This window comes from Mycobacterium sp. smrl_JER01 (assembly GCF_048513595.2).
In the GTDB taxonomy this organism is placed as follows: domain Bacteria; phylum Actinomycetota; class Actinomycetes; order Mycobacteriales; family Mycobacteriaceae; genus Mycobacterium.
Genome location: NZ_JBLXXK020000001.1, coordinates 4220845 through 4246586, shown reverse-complemented (window position 1 = coordinate 4246586; position 25742 = coordinate 4220845). Strand labels below are relative to the sequence as shown.

Annotated in this window: 22 protein-coding genes, 2 pseudogenes and 1 riboswitch; of the genes and pseudogenes, 15 read left to right on the top strand and 9 right to left on the bottom strand. The window is 68.9% G+C overall.

Features of this window, described 5'->3' with window-relative positions:
* Positions 1-15 precede the first annotated feature (15 nt).
* From ACNUDN_RS19710 to ACNUDN_RS19700, 3 genes are all read left to right on the top strand, one after another.
* Entirely contained in the window at positions 16-1305 is a 1290-nt protein-coding gene (locus ACNUDN_RS19710; protein ID WP_419125227.1) for a bifunctional glycosyltransferase family 2/GtrA family protein, read from the top strand.
* Positions 1302-3302, top strand: a complete 2001-nt coding sequence (locus ACNUDN_RS19705; protein WP_419123458.1) for a glycosyltransferase family 39 protein — start codon at positions 1302-1304, stop codon at positions 3300-3302. The genes ACNUDN_RS19710 and ACNUDN_RS19705 overlap by 4 nt, the downstream gene beginning before the upstream one ends.
* Before the next feature lie 196 nt (positions 3303-3498).
* On the top strand, positions 3499-3990 hold the full coding sequence (locus ACNUDN_RS19700) for a beta-class carbonic anhydrase (RefSeq protein WP_419123457.1): 492 nt from the start codon (positions 3499-3501) through the stop codon (positions 3988-3990).
* On the opposite strand, the gene ACNUDN_RS19695 is transcribed toward ACNUDN_RS19700, so the two are convergent.
* From ACNUDN_RS19695 to ACNUDN_RS19685, 3 genes are read right to left on the bottom strand one after another with little or no spacing between them, the layout of a single operon-like run.
* Positions 3934-6150 (bottom strand): ABC transporter ATP-binding protein/permease, encoded by a 2217-nt coding sequence (locus tag ACNUDN_RS19695; RefSeq protein ID WP_419123456.1) that lies wholly within the window; start codon positions 6148-6150, stop codon positions 3934-3936. The two genes, ACNUDN_RS19700 and ACNUDN_RS19695, sit on opposite strands and share 57 nt — an antisense overlap.
* A complete protein-coding gene (locus ACNUDN_RS19690) occupies positions 6147-7112 on the bottom strand; it encodes an ABC transporter permease (protein ID WP_419123455.1) in 966 nt (321 codons plus the stop codon). Before ACNUDN_RS19690 ends, ACNUDN_RS19695 begins: the two co-directional genes overlap by 4 nt.
* Positions 7113-7136: 24 nt before the next feature.
* Entirely contained in the window at positions 7137-8747 is a 1611-nt protein-coding gene (locus tag ACNUDN_RS19685; RefSeq protein ID WP_419123454.1) for an ABC transporter substrate-binding protein, read from the bottom strand.
* A gap of 19 nt (positions 8748-8766) precedes the next feature.
* Positions 8767-8909, bottom strand: a riboswitch (cobalamin riboswitch).
* Between the two features lie 27 nt (positions 8910-8936).
* Here ACNUDN_RS19685 and cysD point away from each other — a divergent pair.
* The 5 genes and pseudogenes from cysD to ACNUDN_RS19660 all read left to right on the top strand — a co-directional run bounded on the left by cysD (position 8937) and on the right by ACNUDN_RS19660 (position 13644).
* Positions 8937-9909, top strand: a pseudogene (cysD, locus tag ACNUDN_RS19680) (sulfate adenylyltransferase subunit CysD).
* Positions 9909-11756 carry an adenylyl-sulfate kinase gene (gene cysC, locus ACNUDN_RS19675; protein WP_419123453.1) on the top strand — a complete coding sequence of 616 codons (1848 nt, stop codon included), beginning with the start codon at positions 9909-9911 and terminating at the stop codon, positions 11754-11756. The pseudogene cysD and the gene cysC overlap by 1 nt, the downstream one beginning before the upstream one ends.
* Positions 11753-12505, top strand: a complete 753-nt coding sequence (locus ACNUDN_RS19670) for a 3'(2'),5'-bisphosphate nucleotidase CysQ (RefSeq protein ID WP_419123452.1) — start codon at positions 11753-11755, stop codon at positions 12503-12505. Before cysC ends, ACNUDN_RS19670 begins: the two co-directional genes overlap by 4 nt.
* A 35-nt stretch (positions 12506-12540) precedes the next feature.
* Positions 12541-13140 (top strand): cysteine hydrolase family protein, encoded by a 600-nt coding sequence (locus ACNUDN_RS19665; RefSeq protein WP_419123451.1) that lies wholly within the window; start codon positions 12541-12543, stop codon positions 13138-13140.
* Positions 13141-13167: 27 nt separating this feature from the next.
* Positions 13168-13644 (top strand): Rrf2 family transcriptional regulator, encoded by a 477-nt coding sequence (locus ACNUDN_RS19660; RefSeq protein WP_419123450.1) that lies wholly within the window; start codon positions 13168-13170, stop codon positions 13642-13644.
* Between the two features lie 47 nt (positions 13645-13691).
* Here the strand turns inward: ACNUDN_RS19660 and ACNUDN_RS19655 are convergent.
* Positions 13692-13943 (bottom strand): annotated as a pseudogene (locus ACNUDN_RS19655) (VOC family protein); the annotation flags it as partial.
* A gap of 73 nt (positions 13944-14016) precedes the next feature.
* Between ACNUDN_RS19655 and ACNUDN_RS19650 the strand changes: the two are divergent.
* Entirely contained in the window at positions 14017-15039 is a 1023-nt protein-coding gene (locus ACNUDN_RS19650; RefSeq protein WP_419123449.1) for a nitronate monooxygenase, read from the top strand.
* A complete protein-coding gene (locus ACNUDN_RS19645) occupies positions 15039-16412 on the top strand; it encodes a flavin monoamine oxidase family protein (protein WP_419123448.1) in 1374 nt (457 codons plus the stop codon). The genes ACNUDN_RS19650 and ACNUDN_RS19645 overlap by 1 nt, the downstream gene beginning before the upstream one ends.
* 23 nt (positions 16413-16435) lie before the next feature.
* Here the strand turns inward: ACNUDN_RS19645 and ACNUDN_RS19640 are convergent, their stop codons facing one another.
* Genes ACNUDN_RS19640 through ACNUDN_RS19630 form a run of 3 tightly spaced genes read right to left on the bottom strand, consistent with a single transcriptional unit; the run spans position 16436 to position 19299 of the window.
* Positions 16436-17320 carry a DUF4097 family beta strand repeat-containing protein gene (locus ACNUDN_RS19640; RefSeq protein WP_419123447.1) on the bottom strand — a complete coding sequence of 295 codons (885 nt, stop codon included), beginning with the start codon at positions 17318-17320 and terminating at the stop codon, positions 16436-16438.
* Between the two features lie 18 nt (positions 17321-17338).
* Entirely contained in the window at positions 17339-17977 is a 639-nt protein-coding gene (locus ACNUDN_RS19635; RefSeq protein ID WP_419123446.1) for a response regulator, read from the bottom strand.
* Positions 17965-19299, bottom strand: a complete 1335-nt coding sequence (locus ACNUDN_RS19630; protein ID WP_419123445.1) for a sensor histidine kinase — start codon at positions 19297-19299, stop codon at positions 17965-17967. Before ACNUDN_RS19630 ends, ACNUDN_RS19635 begins: the two co-directional genes overlap by 13 nt.
* 168 nt (positions 19300-19467) lie before the next feature.
* Between ACNUDN_RS19630 and ACNUDN_RS19625 the strand changes: the two genes are divergently transcribed.
* From ACNUDN_RS19625 to ACNUDN_RS19605, 5 genes are all read left to right on the top strand, one after another.
* The gene (locus ACNUDN_RS19625) at positions 19468-20604 is read left to right on the top strand and encodes a TDT family transporter (RefSeq protein WP_419123444.1); all 1137 of its coding nucleotides are present in this window, start codon (positions 19468-19470) and stop codon (positions 20602-20604) included.
* Between the two features lie 78 nt (positions 20605-20682).
* A complete protein-coding gene (locus tag ACNUDN_RS19620; RefSeq protein WP_419125226.1) occupies positions 20683-21564 on the top strand; it encodes an LLM class flavin-dependent oxidoreductase in 882 nt (293 codons plus the stop codon).
* A gap of 22 nt (positions 21565-21586) precedes the next feature.
* On the top strand, positions 21587-22261 hold the full coding sequence (locus tag ACNUDN_RS19615; protein ID WP_419123443.1) for a DUF899 domain-containing protein: 675 nt from the start codon (positions 21587-21589) through the stop codon (positions 22259-22261).
* 54 nt (positions 22262-22315) lie between these two features.
* A complete protein-coding gene (locus tag ACNUDN_RS19610; protein ID WP_419123442.1) occupies positions 22316-22930 on the top strand; it encodes a TetR/AcrR family transcriptional regulator in 615 nt (204 codons plus the stop codon).
* Positions 22931-22949: 19 nt separating this feature from the next.
* Positions 22950-24275: a hypothetical protein gene (locus tag ACNUDN_RS19605; protein WP_431960450.1), complete on the top strand. Its 1326-nt coding sequence runs from the start codon at positions 22950-22952 to the stop codon at positions 24273-24275.
* A 21-nt stretch (positions 24276-24296) separates the two neighbouring features.
* Here ACNUDN_RS19605 and ACNUDN_RS19600 read toward each other — a convergent pair whose 3' ends face one another.
* A complete protein-coding gene (locus tag ACNUDN_RS19600; protein WP_419123440.1) occupies positions 24297-24524 on the bottom strand; it encodes a hypothetical protein in 228 nt (75 codons plus the stop codon).
* A gap of 100 nt (positions 24525-24624) precedes the next feature.
* Positions 24625-25731, bottom strand: coding sequence for an acyl-CoA dehydrogenase family protein (locus ACNUDN_RS19595; protein WP_419123439.1), 1107 nt, complete (start codon positions 25729-25731; stop codon positions 24625-24627).
* Between the last annotated feature and the right edge of the window lie 11 nt (positions 25732-25742).

Here is a 25742-nt window from a genome sequence, read left to right as displayed (position 1 = left end):
CGTCCACAGAACAGCATGGATGCCATGACAGACCTCGCCCTGCAGTCCGGGATCCGCTGCGCGGAACGCCCATTCGGCCCCCGCCCCAATGCCGCTCTGGTGGCGCGCGCGACGGGCGCACCTGTGCTCGACGTCGTCGTCCCCGTCTACAACGAACAGGCCGCGCTCGCCGATTCAGTGCATCGCCTGCACCGCTACCTGAGCGAGTCCGTGCCGTTCCCGGCCTGGATCACCATCGCCGACAACGCCAGCGTCGACGACACCCCCCGCATCGCCGCGGAGCTGGCTGCCGAGCTGTCCGGTGTGCGTGTGGTGCGTCTCGAGGAGAAGGGGCGGGGACGCGCGCTGCACCGGGTGTGGGCGGAATCGGACGCCGCGGTGCTCGTCTACATGGACGTCGACCTATCGACTGACCTGGCCGCGCTCGCGCCATTGGTGGCGCCGCTGATCTCCGGCCACTCCGACCTCGCGATCGGCACCAGGCTGGCTCGCGGCGCCCGGGTGCGGCGCGGGCCGAAGCGCGAGATCATCTCCCGCTGCTACAACCTGATCCTGAAATCCACGCTGTCGGCGGGCTTCTCCGATGCCCAGTGCGGTTTCAAGGCGATCCGCGCCGACGTCGCGGCGCAGCTGCTCCCGTACGTCGAGGACACCGGATGGTTCTTCGACACCGAACTGCTGGTGCTGGCCGAGCGTAGCGGTCTGCGTATCCACGAGGTCCCGGTCGACTGGGTCGACGACCCTGACAGCCGGGTCGACATCGTGGCCACCGCCGCCGCGGACCTGAAGGGTATCGGCCGGCTGCTGCGTGGTTTCGCCGGCGGGGCCATCCCGGTCAACGCGATCGCCGCTCAGCTGGGCAACTCGCGTGCCGCGGCCCCACCGCGGTCGCTGTTGCGCCAGGCGGTGCGGTTCGGCGCCGTCGGAATCGCATCCACCCTGGCCTACATCCTGCTGTTCATGGTGCTCCAGGGTTGGACCGGTGCGCAGCTGGCCAACCTGATCGCGTTGCTGCTCACCGCGATCGGGAACACCGCGGCGAACCGGCGGTTCACGTTCGGCATCGGTGGCCGCCCGCATCTGGCCCGCAACCACGTCGAGGGCCTGATCGTCTTCGGTATCGCCTTGGCGATCACCAGCGGCGCTCTCGTCCTGCTGCACGCCGCTACCGCATCCCCGCACCACCTGCTCGAACTCGGTGTTCTGGTGGCGGCCAATCTGCTCGCCACGGTGGTGCGCTTCGTCCTGTTGCGCGGCTGGGTGTTCCATCCCCGCCGCAGCCATACCGAAGGGTCCGCACGATGACTACCACCGCTGGCCTGGTTTCGCGTCCCAGCGCGGACGCCGAGCCCGTCGCGACCGAACGGCCACGCTGGATGTGGCCCGCGCTGCTGGCGCTGCTGGGTGCCGCCGCCGTGCTCTACCTCTGGGGGCTGGGGTCGGCGGGCTGGGCCAATCAGTACTACGCCGCCGCCGCGCAGGCGGGCACCCAGAACTGGACGGCGTGGCTGTTCGGCTCGCTGGACCCCGGCAACGCGATCACGGTCGACAAGCCACCCGCAGCGCTGTGGGTGATGGCATTGTCGGGCCGGCTGTTCGGCTTCAGCCCGTTCTCGATGCTGCTGCCGCAGGCGATGATGGGCGTTGCCTCGGTGGCGGTGCTGTTCGCTGCGGTGCGCCGCGTCGGCGGGCCCGGTGCCGGCCTGATCGCCGGTACGGCACTGGCCATCACCCCGGTGGCTGCGTTGATGTTCCGCTACAACAACCCCGACGCGCTGCTGGTGCTATTGCTGGTGGTCGCGGCCTATCTGACGGTTCGGGCGATTAACAGCGGTGGCACCCGATGGATGATCCTGGTCGGTGTCGTGCTCGGGTTCGCGTTCCTGACGAAGATGCTGCAGGCGTTCCTGGTGATGCCGGGCCTGGCGCTGGCGTTCCTCGTCGCCGCGCCGGTCGGACTGTGGCGACGGGTCGGCGCACTGTCGGCGGGCGTGCTGGCCATGGTGGTGACCGCGGGCTCGTTCCTGGCCGTGGTCAGTCTGTGGCCGGCTGATTCGCGCCCCTATATCGGTGGCTCCACCGACAACAGTCTGCTTCAGTTGGCCCTGGGCTACAACGGGATTCAGCGAGTGATGGGCGGTGAAGGAGTCCCCGTCGGTGCTGCGGGCGGCGATCTTGCCGGTGGGCCGGGCAGGCCGGGCGCGCCTGGCGGGGGAGCCAACCTGTTCTTCGGTGGCGACCCCGGGATCGGCAGGCTCTTTGGCGCGTCGATGGGCGCCGAGGCCTCGTGGCTGCTGCCCGCCGCGCTGATCGGGCTCGTCGCGGGTCTGTGGTTCACCCGCCGAACAGCCCGCACAGACGCCCTGCGGGCGAGCCTGCTGCTGTGGGGCGGCTGGGTGTTGGTCACCGGTGCCGTCTTCAGCTTCATGGACGGCATCATCCACCCGTATTACACGGTGGCACTGGCACCGGGGATCGCGGCGCTGACCGGCCTCGGTGTCGTCGAATTGTGGCGTGGGAGGCGTCGTCTCGCACCGCGGGTCACCCTGGCGGCGATGTCTGCAGTGACGGGCATGTGGGCGTTCATCCTGCTCGATCGAACACCGGACTGGCAGCCGTGGCTGCGGTGGGTCGTGCTCGCCGGCTCGATCGTCGCCGCCACCGTTCTTGCGGTGGGTGCGCACCGGTCGGGTCGCGCCGTCGCCGCCGTGGCCGCCGTGTCCATGCTGTGGGGCGCCGCAGCGCCCGCGGCGTACGCGATCGAAACTGCGGCCAATTCACACGACGGCCCGGTCGCGATGTCGGGCCCCACGAGAACTGACGTCGACTTCGGCGGCCCCGGCGGCCCCGGAGGCGCAGGCGGCCCTGGCGGACCTGGCGGCCCCGGCAACTCGGTGTCGAACAACACCGCACTTCAGGAGCTGGTGAAGGCCACCGACAACCGTTGGGCGGCAGCCGGTATCGGATCGATGACGACCGCAGAGCTCGCGCTGGCGACCGGCACGTCGGTGATGGCCGTCGGCGGCTTCACCGGCGGTGACAACTCACCCACCCTGGCACAGTTCCAGACCTATGTGGCCGACGGTCAGATCCGGTACTTCCTCGCCGGCGGCCCCGGTGGCCGCGGAGGGTCTTCAGGCGACGGCGGCCCGGGCGGCCGCGGTGGGTCTTCAGGCGACGGCGGCCCGGGCGGCCGCGGTGGGTCTTCAGGCGGCCCGGGCGCCGAGATCACGTCGTGGGTCGAGGACAACTTCACGCCGATGGATGTGGGTGGTACCACCGTTTACGACCTGCAGCGCTGAGGCGCCTGTGCGGCGCTGAGGCGACTGTGAAGGCATCGTCACGCTCGGCTGCCGGTGTGACGACACCTTCACACTCGCGGCAGGCGCCACTCGCGGCGGGCGCCACTCGCGGCGGGCGCCACTCGCGGAGGCAGACTCTGCGCGCTGACTGAGCATTACTCGTGACACAGTGATGCCATAGGGCTACGGTCGCGCCATGTCGGTCACAGACGAGTACCTGAAGAACAACGAGGAATACGCCAAGAGCTTCTCCGGGCCGCTGCCGCTGCCGCCGAGCAAGCACGTCGCCGTGGTGGCCTGTATGGACGCGCGGCTCGATGTCTACCGGATCCTCGGCCTCAAGGACGGCGAGGCGCACGTCATCCGCAACGCCGGCGGCGTCGTCACCGATGACGAGATCCGCTCGTTGACCATCAGTCAACGACTGCTCGGCACCAGGGAGATCATCCTGATCCACCACACGGACTGCGGGATGCTGACGTTCACCGACGATGGCTTCAAGCAACAGATCCAGGACGAGACGGGCCTCAAACCCGAGTGGGCCGCCGAGGCGTTCCAGGATGTGGAGGAGGACGTCCGGCAGTCCCTGCGACGCATCGAGGCCAGCCCGTTCGTCACCAAACACGATTCGCTACGCGGTTTCGTCTTCGACGTCGCGACCGGCCGACTCAACGAGGTCACGGTCTAGCGCAAGCCGGATCACCCGGTTGGCGATGGTGGCGACAGCGGCCGCGTCGTGGCTGATGAACACGATGCCGGTGCCTGCGGCGGCCAGCCCGGCGAGCGTGTCCAGGATCGCGTCCCTGGTGTCCTGGTCCAGAGAGGACGTGATCTCGTCGCACACCAGCACTCGCGGACCGACAGCTATCGCGCGGGCCAGCGCCACCCGCTGAGCCTGCCCGCCGGACAGCTGACGCGTTCCCCGGCCCAGCAGCTCCGGACCGAGCCCGACCAGTGCGAGCAGGCCCGCGACGTCCCGGCCTTCCTGTTCGCCGCGCACCGGGGCGGAGGTCAGCTGGAGCGCACGCCGCAACTCCTGGCCGACGGTGTTGCGCGGATTCAGTGAGCGCCGCGGGTTCTGGAAGACGAGTTGGATCGCACGCCGCTGTGCGGCGGTTCGCTGCCGCGCACCGGGTGCCAGTTCGGCTCCGTCGAGCAGGATCCGCCCGCCCTGCGGCCGGTGCAGGCCGACCAGGCTACGCGCCACCGTGGTCTTACCGCTTCCGGACCGGCCGACCAGTGCCACGCACTCCCCGGCGCGCACGGTCAGTTCCGGCAGTTCCAGCGCAATTCGGCCGTGGTGGCCGATGGCAAGGTCCTCGACCAGCAGAACCGGGTCCCGGCGCGGGGGCGACGCGGCCAGCGCCCGCACCGGGGGCACCGGTGGCCGGGGTGTGGGCGCGACGATCCGGCCGTTGCGCAGGGTCACGACATCGTCAACGAGGTCACGAACCGAGTCCAGGTCGTGGGTGATGACCAGAAAGTTGGTGCCCGTGCCGGCACGCAGATCACGCAGTGTCGCAACGAGGATGGCGGCGGTCTCGGCATCCAGACCGGTCGTCGGCTCGTCGAGCACCACGACCGCGGGCCGGTGCAGCAACGCAAGCGCGATCAGGACGCGCTGTTGCTGACCGCCGGAGAGTTGGTGCGGGTAGCGGCGCAGGAACGATCTGCTGTCGGGCAGGTCGACGCCACGCAATGCTTCAGCGACCTCCGCGGTTCCGCACTCGCGGTGTGCGCGTTGCATTTCACCGAAGTGCGCCCCGATGCGCAGCGCCGGGTTGAGGCCCGTCGCCGGGTCCTGCGGAACGTACCCCATGCGGCGCGGCGTGCTCACGACCGAGCGCGCGCCGCCCTGGCGGGTCAGGCCGCGAGGGAGGGCGTCCAGCAGCGCCAGGGCCAGGGTGGTCTTACCGGCTCCCGACGGGCCGACGATCGCGACACTGCGCCCGGCGGGAAGGTCGAGCGCGATGTCGTCGAGAATCGTCCGCCCGGCCGAATCGGTGACGGTCAGACCGGGGGTTGCGGCGCCACACCGGGACCGGGGGGACGCCGGTGCCGACGGTGTGGTGGTCATGCGGTCCGCACACAGGTTCAAGGCGACGACCAATGCGGTGATCAGGCCGGCAGGCACCAGCACCGACAGTGGGGCGGTGCCGATCCCGGCACGGTTCTCGGTGACCATCAACGCCCAATCGGGGGCGGGTTGATGGGTGCCGAGCCCGAGAAAGCTGCTTGCGGTGACGATCCCGACGGTCGCCGAGGCGCGGATACCCGCGTCCGCGATCAGGACCGGCCGTAGGTTGGGCAGGATCTGACGCAGGGCGATCCGTCGATCGCTCTCACCGCGCGCCACGGCCGATTCGACGAAACCCGCGGACAGCAACTCGATGGTGGTGGTGCGCACGATCCGGGCGACCCAGGGGGCGATCACCAGCGCGGTCGCGAGCACGACGGCCGCGGGTCCCTTGCCCGCGGCCGTGGCGATGACCGCGACGACCAGAAACCACGGCAGCACGATCATGGCGTCCACCGGCCGCATCAGCCAGCCGTCGACGCGTCTGCGCATTCCGGCGGCGAGTCCGACCGCAACTCCGAGAAGGTAGGACAACAGCAGCGCGATCGAGGTGAACGCGGCCAGTCGGTATCCGCCGTGCAGCACCCGTGACGCGACGTCGCGGCCGACGAAGTCGGTGCCGAGCAGATGCGCGCCTGACGGCCCTTGGAATGGAACGCCGTGCGCCTCGGTCGGTGAATACGGTGCCAGCAACGGACCGAAAGCGATGAGCCCGAGCAGCGCCAGGACGACGGCCGCGGCAGGTCCGACCGTGACGAGCCTGCGGGTCATCGGTCCAGGACGTTTCGGCCGGCGGGGGACAGGGCCATTGCGGCGACATCGGCGACCAGGTAGGTCAGTAGTCCGAAACCGGCGAGCAGGACCGACGCCGACTGGACGAAGGGCAGGTCCCGGGCCGAGATGGCGCGCAGCAGCTCGTGGGCGAGGCCCGGGTAGGCGAAAAGTGTTTCCACCACTGCGATCCCGCCGATGAGGCCCACGATCGCGCCGGCGAGGGGGTGCACGGCCGCCGACAGGGCGTTGGGTGCCGCATGGCGCAGGATGAGCCGCAGCTGTGGGACTCCGTTGATGCGTGCGGTGCGGATGTAGTCACTGCCCATCACCTCGGCCATCTGGGCCCGGGCGATACGGATGGGATGTGGTGCCAGGCCGCACAGCAGGCACACCACCGGCAGCACCAGCACTTCCGGTCGGTCCAGTGCACTGGTGCCGGTCGGGACCAGTGACACCGCCGGCAGCCAACCGAGACCCAACGCCAGCCAGGAGATACACAGCACGCCGATGACGAACGGGGGAATCGATTCCGACGCCAGCGCGATCCGACTGACCCACCGGTCGAAGCGCGATCCGGCGTAGGCGCCGGCGGTCAGTCCGAACAGAACCGACAGCGGGACCAGAAGCGTGACGGTGACCGCGGCCAACACCAGCGAATTGGCCAGCCGGAATCGCATCACTTCCGACACCGGCCGGTGCGAGAGCAGTGACATCCCGAGGTCGCCGCGGAGCAGTCCGGCGGCCCACTCGACGAACCGTACGATGGCCGGACGGTCGAGTCCGAGCTCTGCGCGCAGCACCGCCAGCTGTTCGGGGTCGGCCTGCCCCGCACCCTGGCGTGAGAGCAGTACTGTCGCAGCGTCTCCCGGGAGAAGTTCGAAGAGCCAGAAGATCAGGCCGGCCACCACGCACAGGACAGCCGCCGCCCCGGCCAGCCGCCCGGCGATGTAGCGCGTCATCTCAAGGCCCGGGCGGCGCGGCGGTCACGCCGACACCCAACTGGTGGAGAAGTTCGCCCAGTCGCCGGTTCCGGGGACGCCGTCGCGGATGCCCCGGACGTGACTTCGCACCGCTGTCGGCTGCAACGCAAAGGCGTGCAGAATGTGACCGCCGTCGGTCCAGAGTTGTTCCTGCAGTTGGCGATACAGCTCGGCGCGGCGATCGACGTCCATGGTGGCGCGCGCCTGCTGGAACGTCCGGTCCCAGCCGGGGTTCTTCCAGCCGGTGCCGTTGTCGGGTGCCTCTGAGGTCAGCGCCTGACCGTAGAAGTAGTCCAAACTGTAGTTCCACCAGCCTGTTTGCGTGAACGGGCGGTTGCCCGAGATCTGCGAGAAATAGATGTCGCCGGGTTCGGTCTGCAGTTCGACGGTGATCCCCGACCTCTTGGCCTGCTCGGCGAACAGGGTGGCCGATTCCAGCTGGCCCGGGCTGACGTCTGCGGTGTGCAGGGTGACGGTCAGATTCTCGTGCCCGGCTTCACGTAGCAGGGTGCGCGCCCGGTCCGGATCATAGGAGCGTTGCGGCAGCCCGTCGTGGTAGAACGGAGCCCCCTTGCCGTAGAGGTCGTTGCCCTGTTCGGCGAAACCGTAGAACACCGAATCCACCATCGCCTGGCGGTCGACGGACAACCGCATCGCCTCACGCACCCGGGGGTCATCGAATGGTGGTGTGTCGACCCGCATCTGGAAAGCCGACATCACACCGGCCGGAGGCGTGACGAGATAGACGTCGGGTTGCTCGCGCAGCGCGTTGCCCTGCATCGGCGCCAGTTCGTAGACGACGTCGGCCTCACCGGACAGGAAGGCGTTCAGACGTGGCTCGGTCGCGGCGATCTGCAGGATCTCGACGGCGTCGAGATTCGGTGCACCGTCCCAGTGCCGGTCGTTGCGGACCAGCCGGGTCCGGTCACCCGGTGACCACGACTCCAGGGCGAACGGGCCGGTGCCGACGGGCAGCGTCGTCGCGTCGAAATCGTCGGTGCCTTCCTTGATCACGTAGACGTACCAGCCGGCGAGTACGGATCCGAAGTCGGCGAGCGGCTCGTTCATCGCGACGACCACCGAGTGCTCGCCGTCGGTCCTGGTGGCCGGCAGGTCCACCATGGACAGGTCGCCGGCCGATGGCTTGTCGGCATCGAGCATCCGTTCCAGACTCCACATCACGTCGCGCGCCGTCAGCGGGCTGCCGTCGCTGAACTCCACACCCCGCCGGACATGCAGCCGCCATTCGGTGCCGTCGACGTTCGGTTCCAGCGATTCCGCCAGCCGGTAACGCAGCGTGAGGTCGTTGTTGTACTCGACCAGGTGGTCCCAGACGTTCTTGGACAGTGCGCCGCCCGCCGAGTGGGGCGCGACATGCGGATCGAGGACGTCGGCGCTTGCCGAGGTGCCTGCGAACACCGTGCGCAGGGTGCCGCCGCGCCGCGGCGCGTCCGAGGTCGGGTGCCCGGCGGGTGCGACGGTGCCGCAGCCGGCCGACAGCAGGGGAGCGCCGAGGGCAAGCAGTCCGACACCGCCCGCGCCGAGCAGAAACCGTCGCCGATCGACCCTGCGATGGCCGTGCGAGACAGAATTCGAGCCGGGAAGAATATTCACTTTGTACGTCCATCCTCGTGGGGGTTCGAAAATCCGCGCAGGCGATCTGGCTCCCCGTCGCGCGTGCGCGCATCGGGTCACAGTTGCGGGACAGCCCCGGATTCACACCGGTGTTCCCCTGCGTCGGACGACGGCAATCTAACACCGAACGTTGACAGTTGGGTCAGTCGTCGGGCACCATTTCGGGTTATGACCATAAATATGGTCAAATCTACCAACTTTACGAGGAATGATGACCGCGACCGATGAGCTCACGCAGAATGCGGGGCGATACGAGCTGAGTCACCTCCGTGCGCTGGAGGCCGAGGCGATCCACATCATCAGGGAGGTGGCTGCGGAGTTCGAGCGGCCCGTACTGCTGTTCTCCGGCGGTAAGGACTCCATCGTGATGCTGCACCTGGCCATCAAGGCGTTCCGGCCGGGACGGCTGCCCTTCCCGGTGATGCACGTCGACACCGGCCACAACTTCGAAGAGGTGCTGCAGGCCCGCGATGAACTCGTCGCCGAGTCCGGGGTGCGCCTGGTGGTGGCCAAGGTGCAGGACGACATCGACGCCGGCCGGGTGGTCGAGACCATTCCCTCGCGCAACCCCATGCAGACGTTCACCCTGCTGAGGGCGATCCGGGAGAACAAGTTCGACGCGGCGTTCGGCGGTGCCCGGCGCGACGAGGAGAAGGCCCGGGCCAAGGAGCGGGTGTTCAGCTTCCGCGACGAGTTCGGGCAGTGGGACCCGAAGAACCAGCGGCCCGAATTGTGGAACCTCTACAACGGCAGGCACCGCAAGGGCGAGCACATCCGTGCATTCCCGCTGTCGAACTGGACCGAGTTCGACATCTGGTCCTACATCGGCGCCGAGAAGATCACGCTGCCGTCGATCTATTACGCGCATCAGCGCAAGGTCTTCGAGCGGGACGGCATGTTGTTGGCGGTGCACAAGTTCCTGCAGCCGCGCAAGGAGGAGCCGATCATCGAGAAGACGGTCCGGTTCCGCACCGTGGGCGATGTGACGTGCACCGGTTGTGTGGAGTCCACCGCGGCGACGGTGTCAGAGGTCATCGCCGAGACCGCGATCTCGCGGCTGACCGAGCGTGGCGCCACCCGCGCCGACGATCGGATCTCCGAGGCGGGCATGGAAGACCGCAAACGTGAGGGGTATTTCTGATGACCACATTGCTGCGCATCGCGACCGCGGGCTCGGTCGACGACGGCAAGTCCACGCTGATCGGGCGCCTGCTCTTCGACTCCAAGGCGGTGATGGAAGACCAGCTCGCCGCGGTCGAGCGCACCTCCAAGGAGCGCGGGCACGACTACACCGACCTGGCGTTGGTCACCGACGGTCTGCGGGCCGAACGGGAACAGGGCATCACCATCGACGTGGCCTACCGCTACTTCGCAACCGCCAAGCGGAAATTCATCATCGCCGACACGCCCGGCCACATCCAGTACACGCGCAACATGGTCACCGGCACCTCGACCGCGCAGCTGGCCATCGTGTTGGTCGATGCCCGGCACGGTCTGCTCGAGCAGTCACGGCGTCATGCGTTCCTGGCTTCGCTGCTCGGTATCCAGCACATCGTCCTCGCGGTCAACAAGATGGACCTCATCGACTGGGACCGAGAGCAGTTCGAGAAGATCCGCGACGATTTCCACGATTTCGCCGCGCGCCTGGACGTCCACGACGTCACGACGATCCCGCTGTCGGCCCTCAACGGCGACAACGTGGTGTCCAAGTCCGCCGCCACTCCGTGGTACGAGGGACCCTCGTTGCTCGCCCACCTCGAAGAGGTCTACATCGCCGGCGACCGCAACCTCGTCGACGTCCGGTTCCCGGTGCAGTATGTGATCCGGCCGCAGACCCGCGAACACGCCGACCATCGCAGTTATGCCGGTACGGTCGCCAGCGGCGTGATGCGCCCGGGTGACGAGGTCGTGGTCCTGCCCACCGGCATCACCTCCCGCATCACCGAGATCGAGGGGCCCGGCGGTCCTGTCTCCGAGGCGTTCCCGCCGATGGCGGTGTCGATCAGCCTGGCCGACGACATCGACATCTCGCGCGGTGACATGATCGCCCGGCCGAACAATCAGCCCCGGGTCGACCAGGACTTCGATGCCACCGTCTGCTGGATGGCCGACGGGTCGGCGCTCGAACCCGGCCGCGACTACGTCATCAAGCACACCACCCGGACCACACGGGTGAAGGTCACCGGCCTGGACTACCGCCTCGACGTCAACACCCTGCACCGGGACAAGACCGCGACAGCGCTGAAAATCAATGAGCTGGGCCGGGTTTCGCTGCGCAGTCAGGTGCCGTTGCTGCTCGACGAGTACGGCCGTAACGCGGCGACCGGGTCCTTCATCCTGATCGACCCGAACACCAACGGCACGGTCGCCGCGGGGATGATCCTGCCGTTCGTCTCGGCACGGACCTCCAGCCCGAACACGGTGCGCCACGAATCGCTGTGCAAGTCCGAGGACCGGCTGACCAAGGGGCGGACCGTGTGGTTCACCGGGCTGTCGGGCTCGGGTAAGTCCTCGGTGGCGATGCTGGTCGAGCAGAAGCTGCTCGAAAAGGGAGTTCCCGCTTACGTTCTCGACGGTGACAACTTGAGGCACGGCCTCAACGCCGACCTGGGCTTCTCGATGGCCGACCGGGCCGAGAATCAGCGCAGGCTGGCGCACGTCGCGGCGATCCTCGCCGACTCCGGTCAGGTGGTGCTGGTGCCCGCGATCAGTCCGCTCGCCGAGCACCGGGAGTTGGCCCGCAGGGTGGCCAATGAGCAGGGGCTCGATTTCTTCGAGGTCTTCTGTGACACACCACTGGAGGATTGCGAGCGCCGCGATCCGAAGGGGTTGTACGCCAAGGCGCGTGCCGGCGAGATCACCCATTTCACCGGTATCGACAGCCCCTATCAGCGGCCGAAGAACCCGGACCTGAGGCTGACCCCGGACCGGACGCCCGACGAGCACGCGGACGCGGTGATCGCCCTGATCGAGGGCCGGGCCACGTGAACGACCACGAACTGGCGGCGCGGCTGGCGACCGAGGCGGGCGCGCTGCTGCTCGATGTGCGCGCCGAGTTCGCCGATGCGTCGACAGCGGAACGCAAGTCCGCCGGGGACACCCGCTCGCACGATTTCCTGCTGGCGGCGCTGACCGCCGAGCGGCCCGACGATGTGGTCCTCTCCGAAGAGGGCCCGGCCGAAGACACCGAGCCGGCGCGGCTGTCGGCCTCTCGCGTATGGATCGTCGACCCCCTCGACGGGACCCGGGAGTTCTCCGAAGCGGGCCGCACCGATTGGGCTGTGCACGTTGCGCTGTGGGAGCGCACCGGCAGCGGAGGAGAACTCGTCGCCGGCGCGGTCGCGCTTCCCGCGCAGGGGATCACGCTGGCGACACCGACAGTGGTCGCACCTCCGGCGGGGCCGGACGCGCCACGGGTGGTCGTCTCGCGGACCCGCCCGCCCGCGATCGCGTTGCAGGTCAAGGAGGCGCTCTCGGGCACCCTGGTCGAAATGGGTTCGGCCGGAGCCAAGGTCGCGTCCGTCGTCCAGGGGCTCTCGGACGTCTACGTGCACGCCGGTGGACAGTACGAATGGGATTCGGCGGCACCGGTCGCCGTCGCCCGCGCGGCGGGTCTGCACACCTCACGCATCGACGGCTCACCGCTGGTCTACAACCAGCGGGACTGCCGGTTGCCCGACCTGATCGTGTGCCGGCCTGAGCTGGCGGAGGCGGTGCTGGCGGTCACCGCGGGCTGACCCCGTCCCGGCGGGCGGCACAGTAGGCTGCGGGGATGTCAGAACTTCACACCCTGCGCGGGTTGGCGGGTCTACCGCTGGCACCGGTGAGCCTCGCCGATTCGGCCCTGGTCCTGATCGACTGCCAGAACACCTACACCCGGGGCGTGATGGAACTCGACGGTGTGCAGGCGGCGCTCGACGAGGTGGCGACGCTACTGGACCGGGCGCGCACCGCCGGGGTTGCGGTGATCCACATCCAGCACGACGACGGGGCCGATTCGCTCTACGACATCACCGGGGAGAGCGGTGCGATCGTCGACAGGGTGGCTCCGCGTGACGGCGAGGCCGTCGTCGTCAAGCACTATCCGAACTCGTTCGTGCAGACCGACCTCGACGAGCGGCTCAAGGCGGTCAACGCGTCGAACCTGGTGTTGGCCGGGTTCATGACGCACATGTGCGTGAACTCGACTGCCCGCGGCGCGTTCAACCTCGGCTACGCGCCGACGGTGGTTGCGGCCGCGACGGCGACCCGCGCGCTGCCCGGCGTCGGCGGGCAGGACGTGCCCGCCGCGGCCGTGCAGTCCGCCAGCCTGGCCGCGGTGGCCGACCTGTTCGCCGTGGTGGTGCCGGGCGCTCAGGACATCCCCGACTGACCGGGACGGGCGGGCTAGGGTAGCCCCATGCGGATGTCGGCCAAGGCGGAGTACGCCGTCCGGGCCATGGTCCAACTCGCCACGGCCGAGACCGGAGCACTCGTCAAAACCGACGATCTGGCCAAGGCTCAGGGGATACCGCCGCAGTTCCTCGTCGACATCCTCTCCGATCTGCGCACCGACCGGCTGGTCCGCAGCCACCGCGGCCGCGAGGGGGGCTACGAGCTCGCCCGGCCCGCGGCCGACATCAGCATCGCCGACGTGCTGCGCTGCATCGACGGCCCGCTGGCCAGCGTCCGCGATATCGGGCTCGGTGATCTGCCCTACTCCGGACCGACGGCCGCGCTGACCGACGTGTGGCGGGCGCTGCGGGCCAGCATGCGCTCGGTGCTGGAAGAGACCAGCCTGTCCGATGTCGCTTCCGGTGACCTGCCCGGCCACGTCCGATTGCTGGCCGATGCCTATCGCACACAGGAGGGCGCTCGCGGTCATTCGGTGGGTTGACCACCCTTCCCCCGCGGTCGCCGGAGTCGAGATACTTCGCGGCCGGCTCAGCCACCAGACCCGTACGGGCGGGTGAGGATCTCCAGGTAGTGGCCGCCGGGATCCTGGAAGTAGACACCCCGGCCACCGTCGTTGTGGTTGATCTCACCCGGGTGCGCGCCTCTGGGGTCGGCCCAGTGCTCCAGGCCCCGATCGCGGATGCGGCCGTAGATCGCGTCGAACTCGTCCTCGGAGACCAGGAACGCGTAGTGCTGCGGATGGATCTCCTGGTCTTCGCCGACCTCGGCGTAGTCGAGACTGGTGTCGCCGACGGCCGGGTTCGGGGATCAGGTTCGGGGATCAACGGAGCGCCGATCGTGGTACGAACAGCAGGTGAGCTTCGACGTCCGGGACCTGGCCGCGCCGGTGCTCGTCGCCCCGATGGCAGGTGGGCCCTCGACACCCGAGCTCGCCGCGGCAGCCACGAACGCCGGTGGACTGGGTTTCGTGGCCGCCGGTTACCTGACGGCTGAAGTGTTCGCCGAACGCGTGCAGGCTGCACAGCGCCTCACCGCCGGTCCACTCGGGGTGAATCTCTTTGTGCCGCAGGCCAGTGCCGGCAGGCCCGAAGCGGTGGCGGCCTACGCGGGTGTGCTGGCGGCCGAAGTCGACCGCTATGGGGCCGAGCTCGGCGACCCTCGATTCGACGACGACCACTGGACCGCCAAGCTCGAGGTGGTGCTGGACCTGAGGCCGGCGCTGGCGTCCTTCACGTTCGGGCTGCCCAGCGTCGAGGAGCGGCGCCGCCTCACCGGAGCCGGGATCACCACGGCGGCGACGGTGACCACTGCTGCCGAAGCGCGACTGGCCGCCGAGTGTGGCGTCGACATCCTGGTGGCGCAGGGCCCGGCGGCGGGCGGTCACCGCGGTACTTTCGACCCGACCGCGAGGCCCTCCGAGCAGCCGTTGGACGAACTGTTGGCCGCGGTCACCGCCGAGCACGCGATCCCCGTCGTCGCGGCGGGCGGCTTGATGAGCGCCGCCGACATCCGCGGGGTCCGGCAGGCGGGCGCGGCCGCCGCGCAGCTGGGCACCGCATTCCTGCTTGCCGACGAGGCGGGCAGCAGCCCGGTGCACCGGGCTGCGCTGACTGATCCACAGTTCGTCGAAACGGCGGTCACCAGAGCATTCTCCGGGCGGTACGCGCGGGGACTGCGCAACCGGTTCATCGTCGAGCACGAAGCGGATGCGCCGTTCGGCTACCCCGAGGTGCACTACCTGACCAGCCCGCTGCGCGCCGCGGCGGTACGGGCCGGAGACCCGCAGGCGGTGAACATCTGGGCCGGCACCGGATTCCGGCAGGCGCGGTCCGGATCGGTGGCCGACATCGTCGATATGTTGACCGGCGGCGGCTGATGGCGACGCTGACCCGGCGACGTTTCTCGCTGGGTCTGGGGGTGGGCCTGAGCGTGGGTCTGGGGGTGGGCCTGAGCACTGTAGCGGCGTCGCCCCTGCTCGGTGCGTGCCGCGGCGCCCGAGACTCGCCCGGCGACTACGTGGTGGTGGTCGGGGCGGGCATGGCGGGGCTCGCCGCCGCCCGCCGCCTGGCCGACGCCGGGCTGCCGGTCACCGTGGTCGAGGCCCGCTCCCGCATCGGCGGTCGGACGTGGACCGATATGTCGCTGGGGGTGCCGGTCGACCTCGGCGCAGCGTGGATCCACGGCGCGCAGGGCAACCCGCTGACCGAACTGGCCGAACAGGTGGGCGCGCGTACCGTGGAAACGGACTTCGACGACGTGACGGTGCTCGACGACGGAAGGTCGGCCGACACCGCGGCCGTCGAAGAGATTTCGGTGGCATTCACGGCAATCATGGACGCCGTCGACGGCATGACTTCCGACGCCGCCCCGGACGCCTCAGTGGCCGACGGTCTCGCGGCGGCGGGAGTGCAGCTGCGGCACCCGCTCATGCAGTGGATGGTGGCGAGCGCGATCAGCGCCGAGTACGCGGCCGACCCGCAAGACCTGGCGCTGCGCTGGTTCGGCCACGAAGGACAGTTCGACGGGCCCGACCTGATCCTGCCGGGCGGCTACCGACAGCTGACCGACCACCTCGCAGCGGATCTGGACATTCGGCTGGACACCGAAGTCACCCGGATCGCCCATGATGGTGCCGGTGTCACCGTCGAGACGGAAGAGCAGGTGTTCGACGCCGACCGGGTGATCGTCACGGTGCCGCTGGGTGTGCTCAAGGCCGACACCATCGTGTTCGATCCGCCACTGCCCGACACCAAGAGGGCGGCGGTCGCCCGACTCGGCTTCGGACTGCTCGACAAGGTCGTGTTGCGCTTCGACGAACCGTTCTGGGCGCAGCGCCACGGCATTCGTACGGACATGCTGGGCCTCGCCGGGCGGGACCAGCCCGCCTCCGACCTCGTCAACGGACTGCGGTTCACCGATGTGCCGCTGCTCATCGGTCTGCGTGGTGGGGCGAACGCTGCGGCCCGCGAAGCCGATTCGGACCAAGAGACGATCGACGGGCTGGTGGCCGCGCTGGGTGCTCCCGCCCCTGCGGGCGCCGTCGTCACCCGGTGGGCGGCCGATCGACATGCCCGCGGGTCCTACAGCTACCTGGCTGTCGGCTCCGGTCCTGACGACCAGGACGCGCTGGCCGCTCCGGTGACCGACCGGCTTCTGTTCGCCGGCGAGGCGACCCACCCCGAGTTCTTCGCCACCGTGCACGGCGCCTACCTGAGCGGGTTGCGGGAAGCCGACCGGATTCTGTCCTGATCCCCACCGCGCGATCGCCGGTGTCAGCGCTCGTCGACGACGACCACATCGCCGGTCGTGGCCCGCGCGGTGATCACCGCCGCGGCACTGTCGCGGTCGCGGGTCTGCGGCACTCGCACCACCGTCGTTGCGTGTTCGACTCCGGTCGTCGCGTCCACGAAGTAGGGCCCGGGCGGTGGCAGCGAGATCACCACGTCACCGTCCTGGGTCTCGGCCTCCACGATCGGGGGCACCTCGGCGAAGCCGACGCTGATGTCCCCGGTGTCGGTGGTCGCCCGGAAATCCTGGGACACCGCGATCGGCTCCCGGGTCGTGACGTCACCGTGCTGGTTGATGATCTGGACACGCCGTGCCGAACCGCTGAGGACCACTGCTCCGTCCACGGTGCGCGCGTTGAGCTCGTCTAGGTCAGCCTGGGCGAAGACCACACCCGTCTGCTGCTGCGTGGTCACGCTCAGCCGCCGGGCCACCTCCGGCGGCAACACCAGCGTGATCTCGCCGGCCCGACCCCACTGCAGGAATTCCGAGGGCTCGGCGTTGATGGTGACCTGGGCCGTCGTTCCATCGGCGTTGACAGCCAACGGATCCGCCCCTGCCCGGACCGAGTTGATCATGCGCATGTCCACCCGCGGCTCACGGGACTGGCGGTCGGTGGTGATGCGCACCGCCACCGGGACCGAGCCGGTGTCGATCACCACCGAGGTCAGGGTGCTCGGCAGGGTCGTCGAGTCCTTGACGACCCGGAAGGAGCTGACACCCCATGCCGCGGTCACCGACGCCGCGACGACCGCGACGATGAGCGCGCCGGCGGCAAGAATGAGCAGCACCCGGATCGTGGTGCGTCCGCCCGGTGACAGCGCCGGGGGCGGCGGCTGGTGTGACGGCGGCGGGGCGAGGGTGGTTGTCATGGAAATCCTTCCAGGGCTTCAGGATTCGAGGTACCGCAGGACGGCGAGAACGCGGCGGTTCTCATCGGGGGCGAGGTTCAACTTGGTGAAGATCGACGCGATGTGCTTCTCCGCCGAGCCCACCGACATGTGCAGCGCCGCCGCAATCGCGGAATTGGTCTTACCTTCGGCCATCAGCTGCAGCACCTCGCGTTCGCGAGGTGTCAACGCATCCAGGGCGTTTCGCCGGTGCGAGCGGACCAGGATCTGAGAGACGACCTCGGGGTCGAGCACCGTTCCGCCGGATCCCACCACCTCGACGGCGTCGAGGAATGCGGGCACATCGGCGACCCGGTCCTTGAGCAGATACCCGAACCCACGGGTGTCCGAGGCGATCAGGTCGGCGGCGTAGCGCTCCTCGACGTAGTGGGACAGCACCAGCACCGGAGACTCCGGGTTCTGCCGGCGCAGCAGGGCGGCCGCCCGGATGCCCTCGTCGGTGAACGTGGGCGGCATGCGGACGTCGAGGATGGCCAGGTCCGGCTGCTCGTCGTTGACCAGACGGAGCAGATTGGTCGCATCCGGGACGCCCGCGACCACCTGATGTCCGGCGTCGGTGAGGATCCGCTCGATCCCAGCGCGCAGCAGGGCCGAATCCTCGGCGATCACGATCCGCATGGCAGCACCGCGGAGATGATCGTGGGACCGGTGGCCGGGCTGGACACCGACAGTGTGCCCCGGGCGGCGCGCACCCGTTCGTCGAGTCCGCGTAAGCCGGTGGCTTCGGAAGCGCGGTCGCCGTCGACGATCTGGGCTCCGCCGCACCCGTCGTCGAACACCGTGACATGCAACTGGTCGGTGGTCTCGTCGAGGCGGACGGTGACGGCGGCGTGGGAGGCGGCGGCGTGCCGGCTGACGTTGGTCAGTGCTTCGGCGACGACGAAGTAGGCGCACGCCTCGACTTCGTCGGGCAACCGGCGCGGCAGATGCACGCTGAGCGTGGTCGGGACGCCGGAGTTCACCGCCCGCTGCACCACCGACGACAGCGCGGCATCCAGTCCCCGGTCGGACAGGATGGTCGGGGCGATCCCGCGAACGACGTTGCGTAACTCCACGAGCGCGCTCTTGGCGTCGTCGTGCGCCTCGGCGATCAGCGCTTTGGCGGCCGGCAGATCGCTGTCGAGTTTGGTCTGGGCCAGACCGATCGTCATCGCCAAAGACACCAACCGAGGCTGCACACTGTCGTGCAGATCCCGTTCGATGCGGTGCCGCTCGGTCTGCGCCGAGGTGACCGCACCGGCCCTGGCGTCGGCGAGCGCACTGACCTGGTGCTGCAGTGCGGCGGTCGGGGACGGGGGCAGCAACCAGCGATCGATCATGGCGTCGAGCATGGGGGCGAACACCACCAGCGCCACCGCGGCCGCCAGGGCGAGCACCGCCAGCAACCAGGCCACCGGCGTGGGCAGGAACGACAGTCCGGCCTCGGGGTCGCTGTTGCCGACGGCGGTCGCGGCGGCAGGCGCCAGGAAGGCGAACACGGTAAGCCCCACGGCCAAGCCGGTGACCAGGGCGTCGTAGGTCATCCGGAGGTAGTGGTGGGCCACCGCCTTCCAGAACCGGGCGCCGCTGACGTCCAACCACAGCTGGTGGGCCCACCGCTGGAAGCCGCTGTGGGGCGACAGGCGCCGGGGCGGGACAGGGATACCCATGCCGAACACCGCTTCGCTGCGGACCCGCTCGATGTGGTCCACACCGCGCATCAGGTAGATGAACACCACGCCGGCCACCAGGAAACCGATGATGCTGGGTATCGATGAGATGGCGATCACCAGAATCACCAGCGGGATCCAGAACCACACCACGGCAAGGGCGCCGCCGGTGAGCAGCGATGCGCTGGCGGCGACGCCGAGCGCTCTGTGGCGCGCCGGTGCGGCGGTGGGGTCGTGGCTGTTCACCGGAACGCGGTCGGTGACGGCGTCGGTGTCGGTGACTGCGGTCATGTCTTCAACCTAGGGACCGGCACGCCGCGGCGACACAGCGTTTTCCGGAGAGTCCTCCGGGGGAAAACCACCCCCGGAGTCACCCCACGCGGTGCGTGCCGGGCGGGCAGCGGCTCGACACGCCCGCCGCGCGTGGTCGCAAGCGGTCACGGTGACCATACTGAGCGCATGAGCGACCCGGTGCCCGCGATGCGGCCCACGATGCTGGGCTATCTCGGGCCGAACTGGTTCGCCTCGGTGATGGGTACCGGCATCGTCGCCAACGCCGGAGCATCGCTACCCGTGCACGTCCCGGGGCTGCGTTCGTTCGCATTGGTGGTGTGGGTGATCTCGGCGCTGTGGATGGTGATCCTGATCCTTGCGATGACGGCGCACTGGGCCCGCAACCCCGTGGTCGCGCGCAGTCATGTCCGTAACCCGCAGATGGCCCACTTCTACGGCGCGGCGCCGATGGCCCTGCTGACGGTGGCATCGGGTGCGCTGCTCATCGGGAGGGACCTGATCGGTGACCGGGTCGCGGTGGACCTGGCCTGGGTGCTGTGGACGGCCGGCACCCTCGGCGGGCTGTTCACCGCGATGAGCATCCCGTACCTGATGTTCACCCAGTACCGGGTCGAACCCGATGCGGCCTTCGGTGGCTGGCTGATGCCGGTGGTGCCGCCGATGGTGGCGGCGGCGACCGGCAGCCTGCTCATCCCACACATGGCCGACGGCGCCGGCAGGGCCACCATGCTGTACGGCTGTTACGCGATGTTCGGGCTGTCGCTGGTGGCCTCGTTCATCATCATCACGATGGTGTGGAGCCGGCTGGCGCACTTCGGCACCTCGGGAACCGCGCGGGTGCCGACGCTGTGGATTGTGCTGGGCCCTCTCGGTCAATCGATCACCGTCGCAGGGCTGCTCGGTACCGACGCGGCACTGGCCGTCGACCGGCGGCTGGCCGACGGCATGGCCGTCTTCGCCGTGATCTACGGCGTCCCGGTGTGGGGGTTCGCGGTGCTGTGGATCGCTCTCGCCACCGCCCTGACCGTCCGCACCCTGCGCCGGGGGATGCCGTTCGCGCTGACCTGGTGGAGCCTGACCTTCCCGGTGGGCACGTTCGTCACCGGCACGACGCAACTGGCGCTGCACACCGGTCTCACCGCGTTCCGCTACGCCGCGGCGGTCGCGTTCGTCGGGTTGCTGTGTACGTGGTTGCTGGTGGCGGTGCGCACGGTGCGCGGTGGGCTGCGGGGTGCGCTGTTCACCCCGCCCGGCGCGGACCCGGTCCGGGCCGTCAAGGATCCGCCGGCCACCTCGGGGTGACGCACCACCGACGCCGCCGCCACCTCCCGTGGCGCTGCGCGCTGTGGCGCGTGCCAGAATCGCGACGTGCATATCGGGATGACGATGCCGGTGATGGAACCCGATCTCGACCGTGCGACGTTGAAGTCGTGGGCGCAGCTCGTCGACGGTGGCCCGTTCTCGTCGTTGTGCTGGGGTGAACGGATCGCCTTCGACAACCCGGAGAGCCTGACCCTGCTGGGTGCGTTGGCGGCCTGGACGGATCGGGTGCGGTTGGTGACGACCGTGGTCATCCCACAGCTGCACGACCCGGTGATGCTCGCCAAACAGCTCGCCACCGGCGACATGTTGTGCGGTGGGCGGCTGACCGTCGGTATCGGCGTGGGCGGGCGGCACGAGGACTACCGCGCCGTGGGCGCAGATCCCGCGACGCAGACCATGCGCCAGATGGCCGAGCGGGTCGCGGTGATGCAGCGGGTGTGGGCCGGCGAGAAGATCACCGACTCGACGCTGCCGGTGGGTCCGCCGCCGGTGCAGCCCGGCGGGCCGGTGTTGCAGGTCGGCACCCTGGGGCCCAAGACAGTGCGAAGCGCGGCCGGCTGGGCCGCCGGGGTCGCTGGCACCACGCTGGATCTCGACGCCGTCAAACAGGGTGAGCTGTTCGACGTGGCGCGGGACGCCTGGCAACAGGCCGGCAAGGACGCCCCGCATCTCGCGACATCGTTCTGGTTCGCCATCGGAGAGGGCGAGGAGGCCCGCGCCCAAGTGCACCGGCATCTGCTGCGGTACATGAACTGGATCCCCGCGGAGTTCGTCGACGCGATGGCCCCGACCACCGGATTCGCCGGCACAGTCGACGAATTACGCGCCGTGCTGGCGCGTTTCGCCGACATCGGCACCGATGAAGTGCACCTGATCCCGACCAGTTCGGACATCGACCAGGTGCGCCGGGTGGCCGAGGTGATCGCCGACTTTTCCTGAGGTGCGATGGCAAGCTCGTGGTATGGAGACCGTCGAAGCCTTGCCGCCGATCGTGTCGCGCGCTGAGTGGGAACAGGCGCGCGCCGAACTGCTCGTCCGGGAGAAAGAACTGTTCCGCCTCAAGGATGCGGTCAGCGCGGCGCGCCGTCGACTGCCGATGGTGCTGATCGACACGCCCTACCTGTTCGACACCGAGGCGGGCCCGCTGACGCTGCTGGATCTCTTCGACGGGCGACGCCAGCTCATCATGCAGCACTTCATGTTCGGATCCGACTGGGACGAGGGGTGTTCGGGGTGTTCGATGATGGCCGACCACATCGGCCCGCTGTCGCATCTGCATGCCAAAGACACCTCGCTGGTGCTGGTGTCGCGCGCACCGGTGGGCAGCCTGGTCGCGTTCAAAGACCGGATGGGCTGGGATCTGCCGTGGGTGTCGTCGGGTCGAAGCTCTTTCAACGAGGACTTCCACACCACGGTCGACGGCCAGGAACGCCACTCGATCAGCGTGTTCCTGCGCGACGGAGACCGGGTGTTCCACACCTGGCAGACCTTCGACCGCGGTGAGGAACCGTTCATGATGGTGTTCGACCTGCTCGATCTCACCCCGTACGGGCGCCAGGAGTCCTGGGAGGACTCACCACTGGGGTGGCCGCAACAACCCCCGTACGAGTGGATGCGGCTGCACGACGCGTACTGACGTCACACTCTAGCTACGGTTGCGTAGCTACGAGAGCGTTGCTAGCGTGTCGTGATGCGCAGATCGGCGGATGACCTTCGGGCGGTGTGCCGAGCAGCGGTTCTCGCCGAAGTGGAGCACGCCGGGGTGGCGGGCCTCACCGTCGAAGGGGTCGCACGCCGAGCGAGCGTCGCGAAAACGTCGATCTACCGGCACTGGCGCACGGTCGACGATCTGCTCCTGGAGGCTCTCGCCGAGGTATATCCGGTGGAGGTCCCCACCCCGGGCGGTGGCGACCTGCGCGCCGATCTGCTGCGCTCGCTCGAGCTACTCGCCGACTGGTTGACCGGTCCCACCGCGGTCGTCGTCGCCGCGATCCTGACCGAGCGGGGTCGCCGCCCCGACCTGGTCGACGGCCTCTACCGGCGGGTCTTCGAGACACACGGCGGTCGGTTCACCCGCACCGTGATGGACCACTACGCGGAACTGGGGGAGATCGACGCCCGGTTGGTCACCCCGGTGGTCGCCGACATCGGCGAGGCGCTGGTGATCAAACACCAGATCGACACCGGCACCATCCCCGACGCCGCCGCCCGGGCCGACATCGTCGACCAGGCCATCCTTCCCGCCCTCGGAGCAGGGCCGCCCGTCGATCCCCGAGAGGTCCGTGATGATTCCGGTAAGCGTTGACTGGCAAGCGATCACCGCCGTGTCGAGGACCACGCTGACGACCCATCTGTGGACCGCACCGCCCCTGTCGCGCGGCTCGGTACTGCACGACAGGGTTTTCGATGCGCTGCGGGCCCTCGACGCCGATCTGGTGCGCTTCCTGCCCTGGTTCTCGCATCCGCGGATCTCGGTGCCCGCGCTGTCGCCGCCCGCCGACGGCCGCACCTCATGGAACTTCGAGCGTCTCGATCCGTTCGTCGCCGACTTCATGGCCGCCACCAACGGGCGGCCGGTGGTGGCCAACTTTGCCACCATCCCGGCATGGATGTTCACCACCCCGGTGGCCGTCCCCGACGATCCCGACCAGATCGTCTGGGACTACGAGCAGTGCGGCGAGTTACGTGACCCGACCTGCCAGGAGGTCGCCGACTATTTTTATCGTCTCGCCAGTTGGTACATCGCCGGTGGCTTCACCGACGAGGCGGGGCGCCGACACGAATCGGGTCACCGGTACCGGTTCGCCTACTGGGAAGTGTTGTGCGAACCCGATCTGCGGGGACTGACCCCGCAGATGTACACCCGCCTGTTCGACGCCGTGGTGCAACGGCTCCGGCCGCTCGACCCACAGATGAAGTTCATCGGGCTCTCGCTGACCCATCAGCACCATGACCCGGAGTACTTTTGGCACTTCCTCGATCACGCGCAGCACCGCGACCACCTGGCACCCGACGCGGTGTCCTACCACTTCTACGCCCATCCAGAGATCGTCAATCCGTTCTCACCCGAGGGTAATCCGCCCTTTTCGCATTGGCGGGACACCTTTTTCGCACAGGCCGACGGGTTCGTCGACCGGGTGCGCTACATCGAGTCGATCCGGCGGCGCGTGGCGCCGGACACGAAGACGTTCATCAACGAGGTGGGCACATTCACGCCGGCGCCGATGGATCCGGCACCCGACATCCCCGCCGAATACTGGTCGCTCAGTGCGGCCGTGCAGACCTACCTGTGGTCGGAGCTGGTCACCCTCGGCGTCGACCTCGTGGGGATCGCCGAGTTCATGGACTATCCGGGCATGATTCCCGGCGTCACCCTGGTCGACTGGGACAGTGGCGAACCCAACGCTCGATACCGGGCGCTGCAGCTGTTGCTTCGCCATTTCGGTCCCGGTGACACACTGGTACGGACCGGCGTCGGGCAGCCCCGGCAACCGGATCCGCGCGTGTACGCACAAGGGTTCATCACCCCCGGTGGTATACGAAAGCTGCTGCTGATCAACAAGACCGACGGGTCGGTCGAGGTAGGCCTGCCGCACCGCAGCGAGGCGGTGACCCTACCCGGCTATGACATCGTGGTGGTGGAAAGCTGATCGGCCGCGATCGGTCTGACGTCAGTCGAGCCACTTCCATGGCTTGTCCCAATGGCCGGGCGGAACCCCGACCCACTGCCCGATGTGCCCCGGCGGAACGTTGACGACGTGGCCGATATGTCCTGGTGGGGGTGGCTTGGGGAGCCACGGATCGGGATGGGCTCCGGCGGTGCCGGCGCCCAGAGCCAGCGAGCCTGCAGCGAGACCGCCGGTAGTCACGGCGGTGACGATGAGTTTCTTCAGCCGCATCGTGCACTCCTCACCTGTTCGGTTGCTCGTGTGCGGTGTATACCCAGTATGTCGAACGCGCAGTCGCGGGCGTTAACGCGCCGAGCTGATCGGCGAGGACTCAGACCGAGACGACCCCGTAGTCACCGAGCCGCCCGATCAGCTGATGCAGCTGGTCCTGCGCGGAACCCAGGGTGTGGTCGATCGCGGTCAGCCGCGCGGCGTAATGGCTCACCGGATACTCGGCCGTGACACCGATACCGCCGTGCAGCTGGATGGCCTCCTGGGCGATGTGGCGCCCGGAACGGCCGATCTGCAGCTTGGCGCGCGCGGCGATGCCCGGATCGAGGTTGCCGTCGGCCACCGACATCGCGGCATAGAACGTCATGCTGCGGGCCAGCTCCAGCGAGACATACATGTCGGCGGCGCGCTGCGTCAGCGTCTGGAACTTGCTCAGGGGCACGCCGAATTGCTTGCGCTGCGTGAGGTATTCGCTGGTCAGCCGCAGCGCTTCCTCCATCGCGCCGAGCGCTTCGGCGCACAATCCCGATGAGATCCGCACCAGCGCCCGCGAGATGGCCTCAGAGGCTTCCACCGCCTCGCCCAACGGCTCTGCCGCGGTCGCGTCGAAGTCGATCTGAGCGGCACGCTGACCGTCGAAGGTGCGGTAGGAGTTGCGCTGCGCGGTGGACGCGTCGACCAGGAACAGGCCGGTGCCACCGTCCGGTAATGCCGCGCTGACCACCAGCGTGTCGGCGGCATCCCCGGCCAGCACGGGGTTTTTGCTGCCGCGCAGGGTCCACGAATCTCCGTCGCGGGAGGCCGCCGTGGTGACCTTCGCGGTGGGCAGGCGCATCCCGGACTCCACATGTGCCAGCGCCAGCAGCCGTTCGCCGGCGGCGACCTCGTCGAGTAGTGCGCGCTGCTGCTCGGTTCCGACCTCGGCGATCAGCGCGCCCGGGCCCAGCGCCGCGTGCAGCACCGGTTCGGGCGCCAACCGGCGCCCGATCTCGGTCAGCACCACCAGCACCTCGATCTGACCGCCCGCGTCCTCCTCGAAGCCGAGCCCGAGAACGCCCACCTCGGCCAGTTGCTTCCACACATCGCGGCTCCAACCGGTGTCGGATTCCACCGTCCTGAGCCGGCTTTCCGGATCGTAGGTGCGGGAGAGCATGTCGCGGGTGGTGTCGCGGAGCAGGATCTGCTCTTCGCTGAGTTGAAAGTCCATGAATTCCGCCC

Bases quoted from the DNA above. Each gene is read 5' to 3' on its own strand.
- ACNUDN_RS19625 (WP_419123444.1), top strand. From the start codon at position 19,468: ATGAGCGACCCGGTGCCCGCGATGCGGCCCACGATGCTGGGCTATCTC.
- ACNUDN_RS19690 (WP_419123455.1), bottom strand. From the start codon at position 7,112: ATGACGCGCTACATCGCCGGGCGGCTGGCCGGGGCGGCGGCTGTCCTG.
- ACNUDN_RS19695 (WP_419123456.1), bottom strand. From the start codon at position 6,150: ATGACCCGCAGGCTCGTCACGGTCGGACCTGCCGCGGCCGTCGTCCTG.
- ACNUDN_RS19700 (WP_419123457.1), top strand. From the start codon at position 3,499: ATGTCGGTCACAGACGAGTACCTGAAGAACAACGAGGAATACGCCAAG.
- cysC (WP_419123453.1), top strand. From the start codon at position 9,909: ATGACCACATTGCTGCGCATCGCGACCGCGGGCTCGGTCGACGACGGC.
- ACNUDN_RS19705 (WP_419123458.1), top strand. From the start codon at position 1,302: ATGACTACCACCGCTGGCCTGGTTTCGCGTCCCAGCGCGGACGCCGAG.
- ACNUDN_RS19620 (WP_419125226.1), top strand. From the start codon at position 20,683: ATGACGATGCCGGTGATGGAACCCGATCTCGACCGTGCGACGTTGAAG.
- ACNUDN_RS19710 (WP_419125227.1), top strand. From the start codon at position 16: ATGGATGCCATGACAGACCTCGCCCTGCAGTCCGGGATCCGCTGCGCG.
- ACNUDN_RS19595 (WP_419123439.1), bottom strand. From the start codon at position 25,731: ATGGACTTTCAACTCAGCGAAGAGCAGATCCTGCTCCGCGACACCACC.
- ACNUDN_RS19610 (WP_419123442.1), top strand. From the start codon at position 22,316: ATGCGCAGATCGGCGGATGACCTTCGGGCGGTGTGCCGAGCAGCGGTT.
- ACNUDN_RS19645 (WP_419123448.1), top strand. From the start codon at position 15,039: ATGGCGACGCTGACCCGGCGACGTTTCTCGCTGGGTCTGGGGGTGGGC.
- ACNUDN_RS19600 (WP_419123440.1), bottom strand. From the start codon at position 24,524: ATGCGGCTGAAGAAACTCATCGTCACCGCCGTGACTACCGGCGGTCTC.
- ACNUDN_RS19665 (WP_419123451.1), top strand. From the start codon at position 12,541: ATGTCAGAACTTCACACCCTGCGCGGGTTGGCGGGTCTACCGCTGGCA.
- ACNUDN_RS19630 (WP_419123445.1), bottom strand. From the start codon at position 19,299: ATGACCGCAGTCACCGACACCGACGCCGTCACCGACCGCGTTCCGGTG.
- ACNUDN_RS19640 (WP_419123447.1), bottom strand. From the start codon at position 17,320: ATGACAACCACCCTCGCCCCGCCGCCGTCACACCAGCCGCCGCCCCCG.
- ACNUDN_RS19615 (WP_419123443.1), top strand. From the start codon at position 21,587: ATGGAGACCGTCGAAGCCTTGCCGCCGATCGTGTCGCGCGCTGAGTGG.
- ACNUDN_RS19660 (WP_419123450.1), top strand. From the start codon at position 13,168: ATGCGGATGTCGGCCAAGGCGGAGTACGCCGTCCGGGCCATGGTCCAA.
- ACNUDN_RS19635 (WP_419123446.1), bottom strand. From the start codon at position 17,977: ATGCGGATCGTGATCGCCGAGGATTCGGCCCTGCTGCGCGCTGGGATC.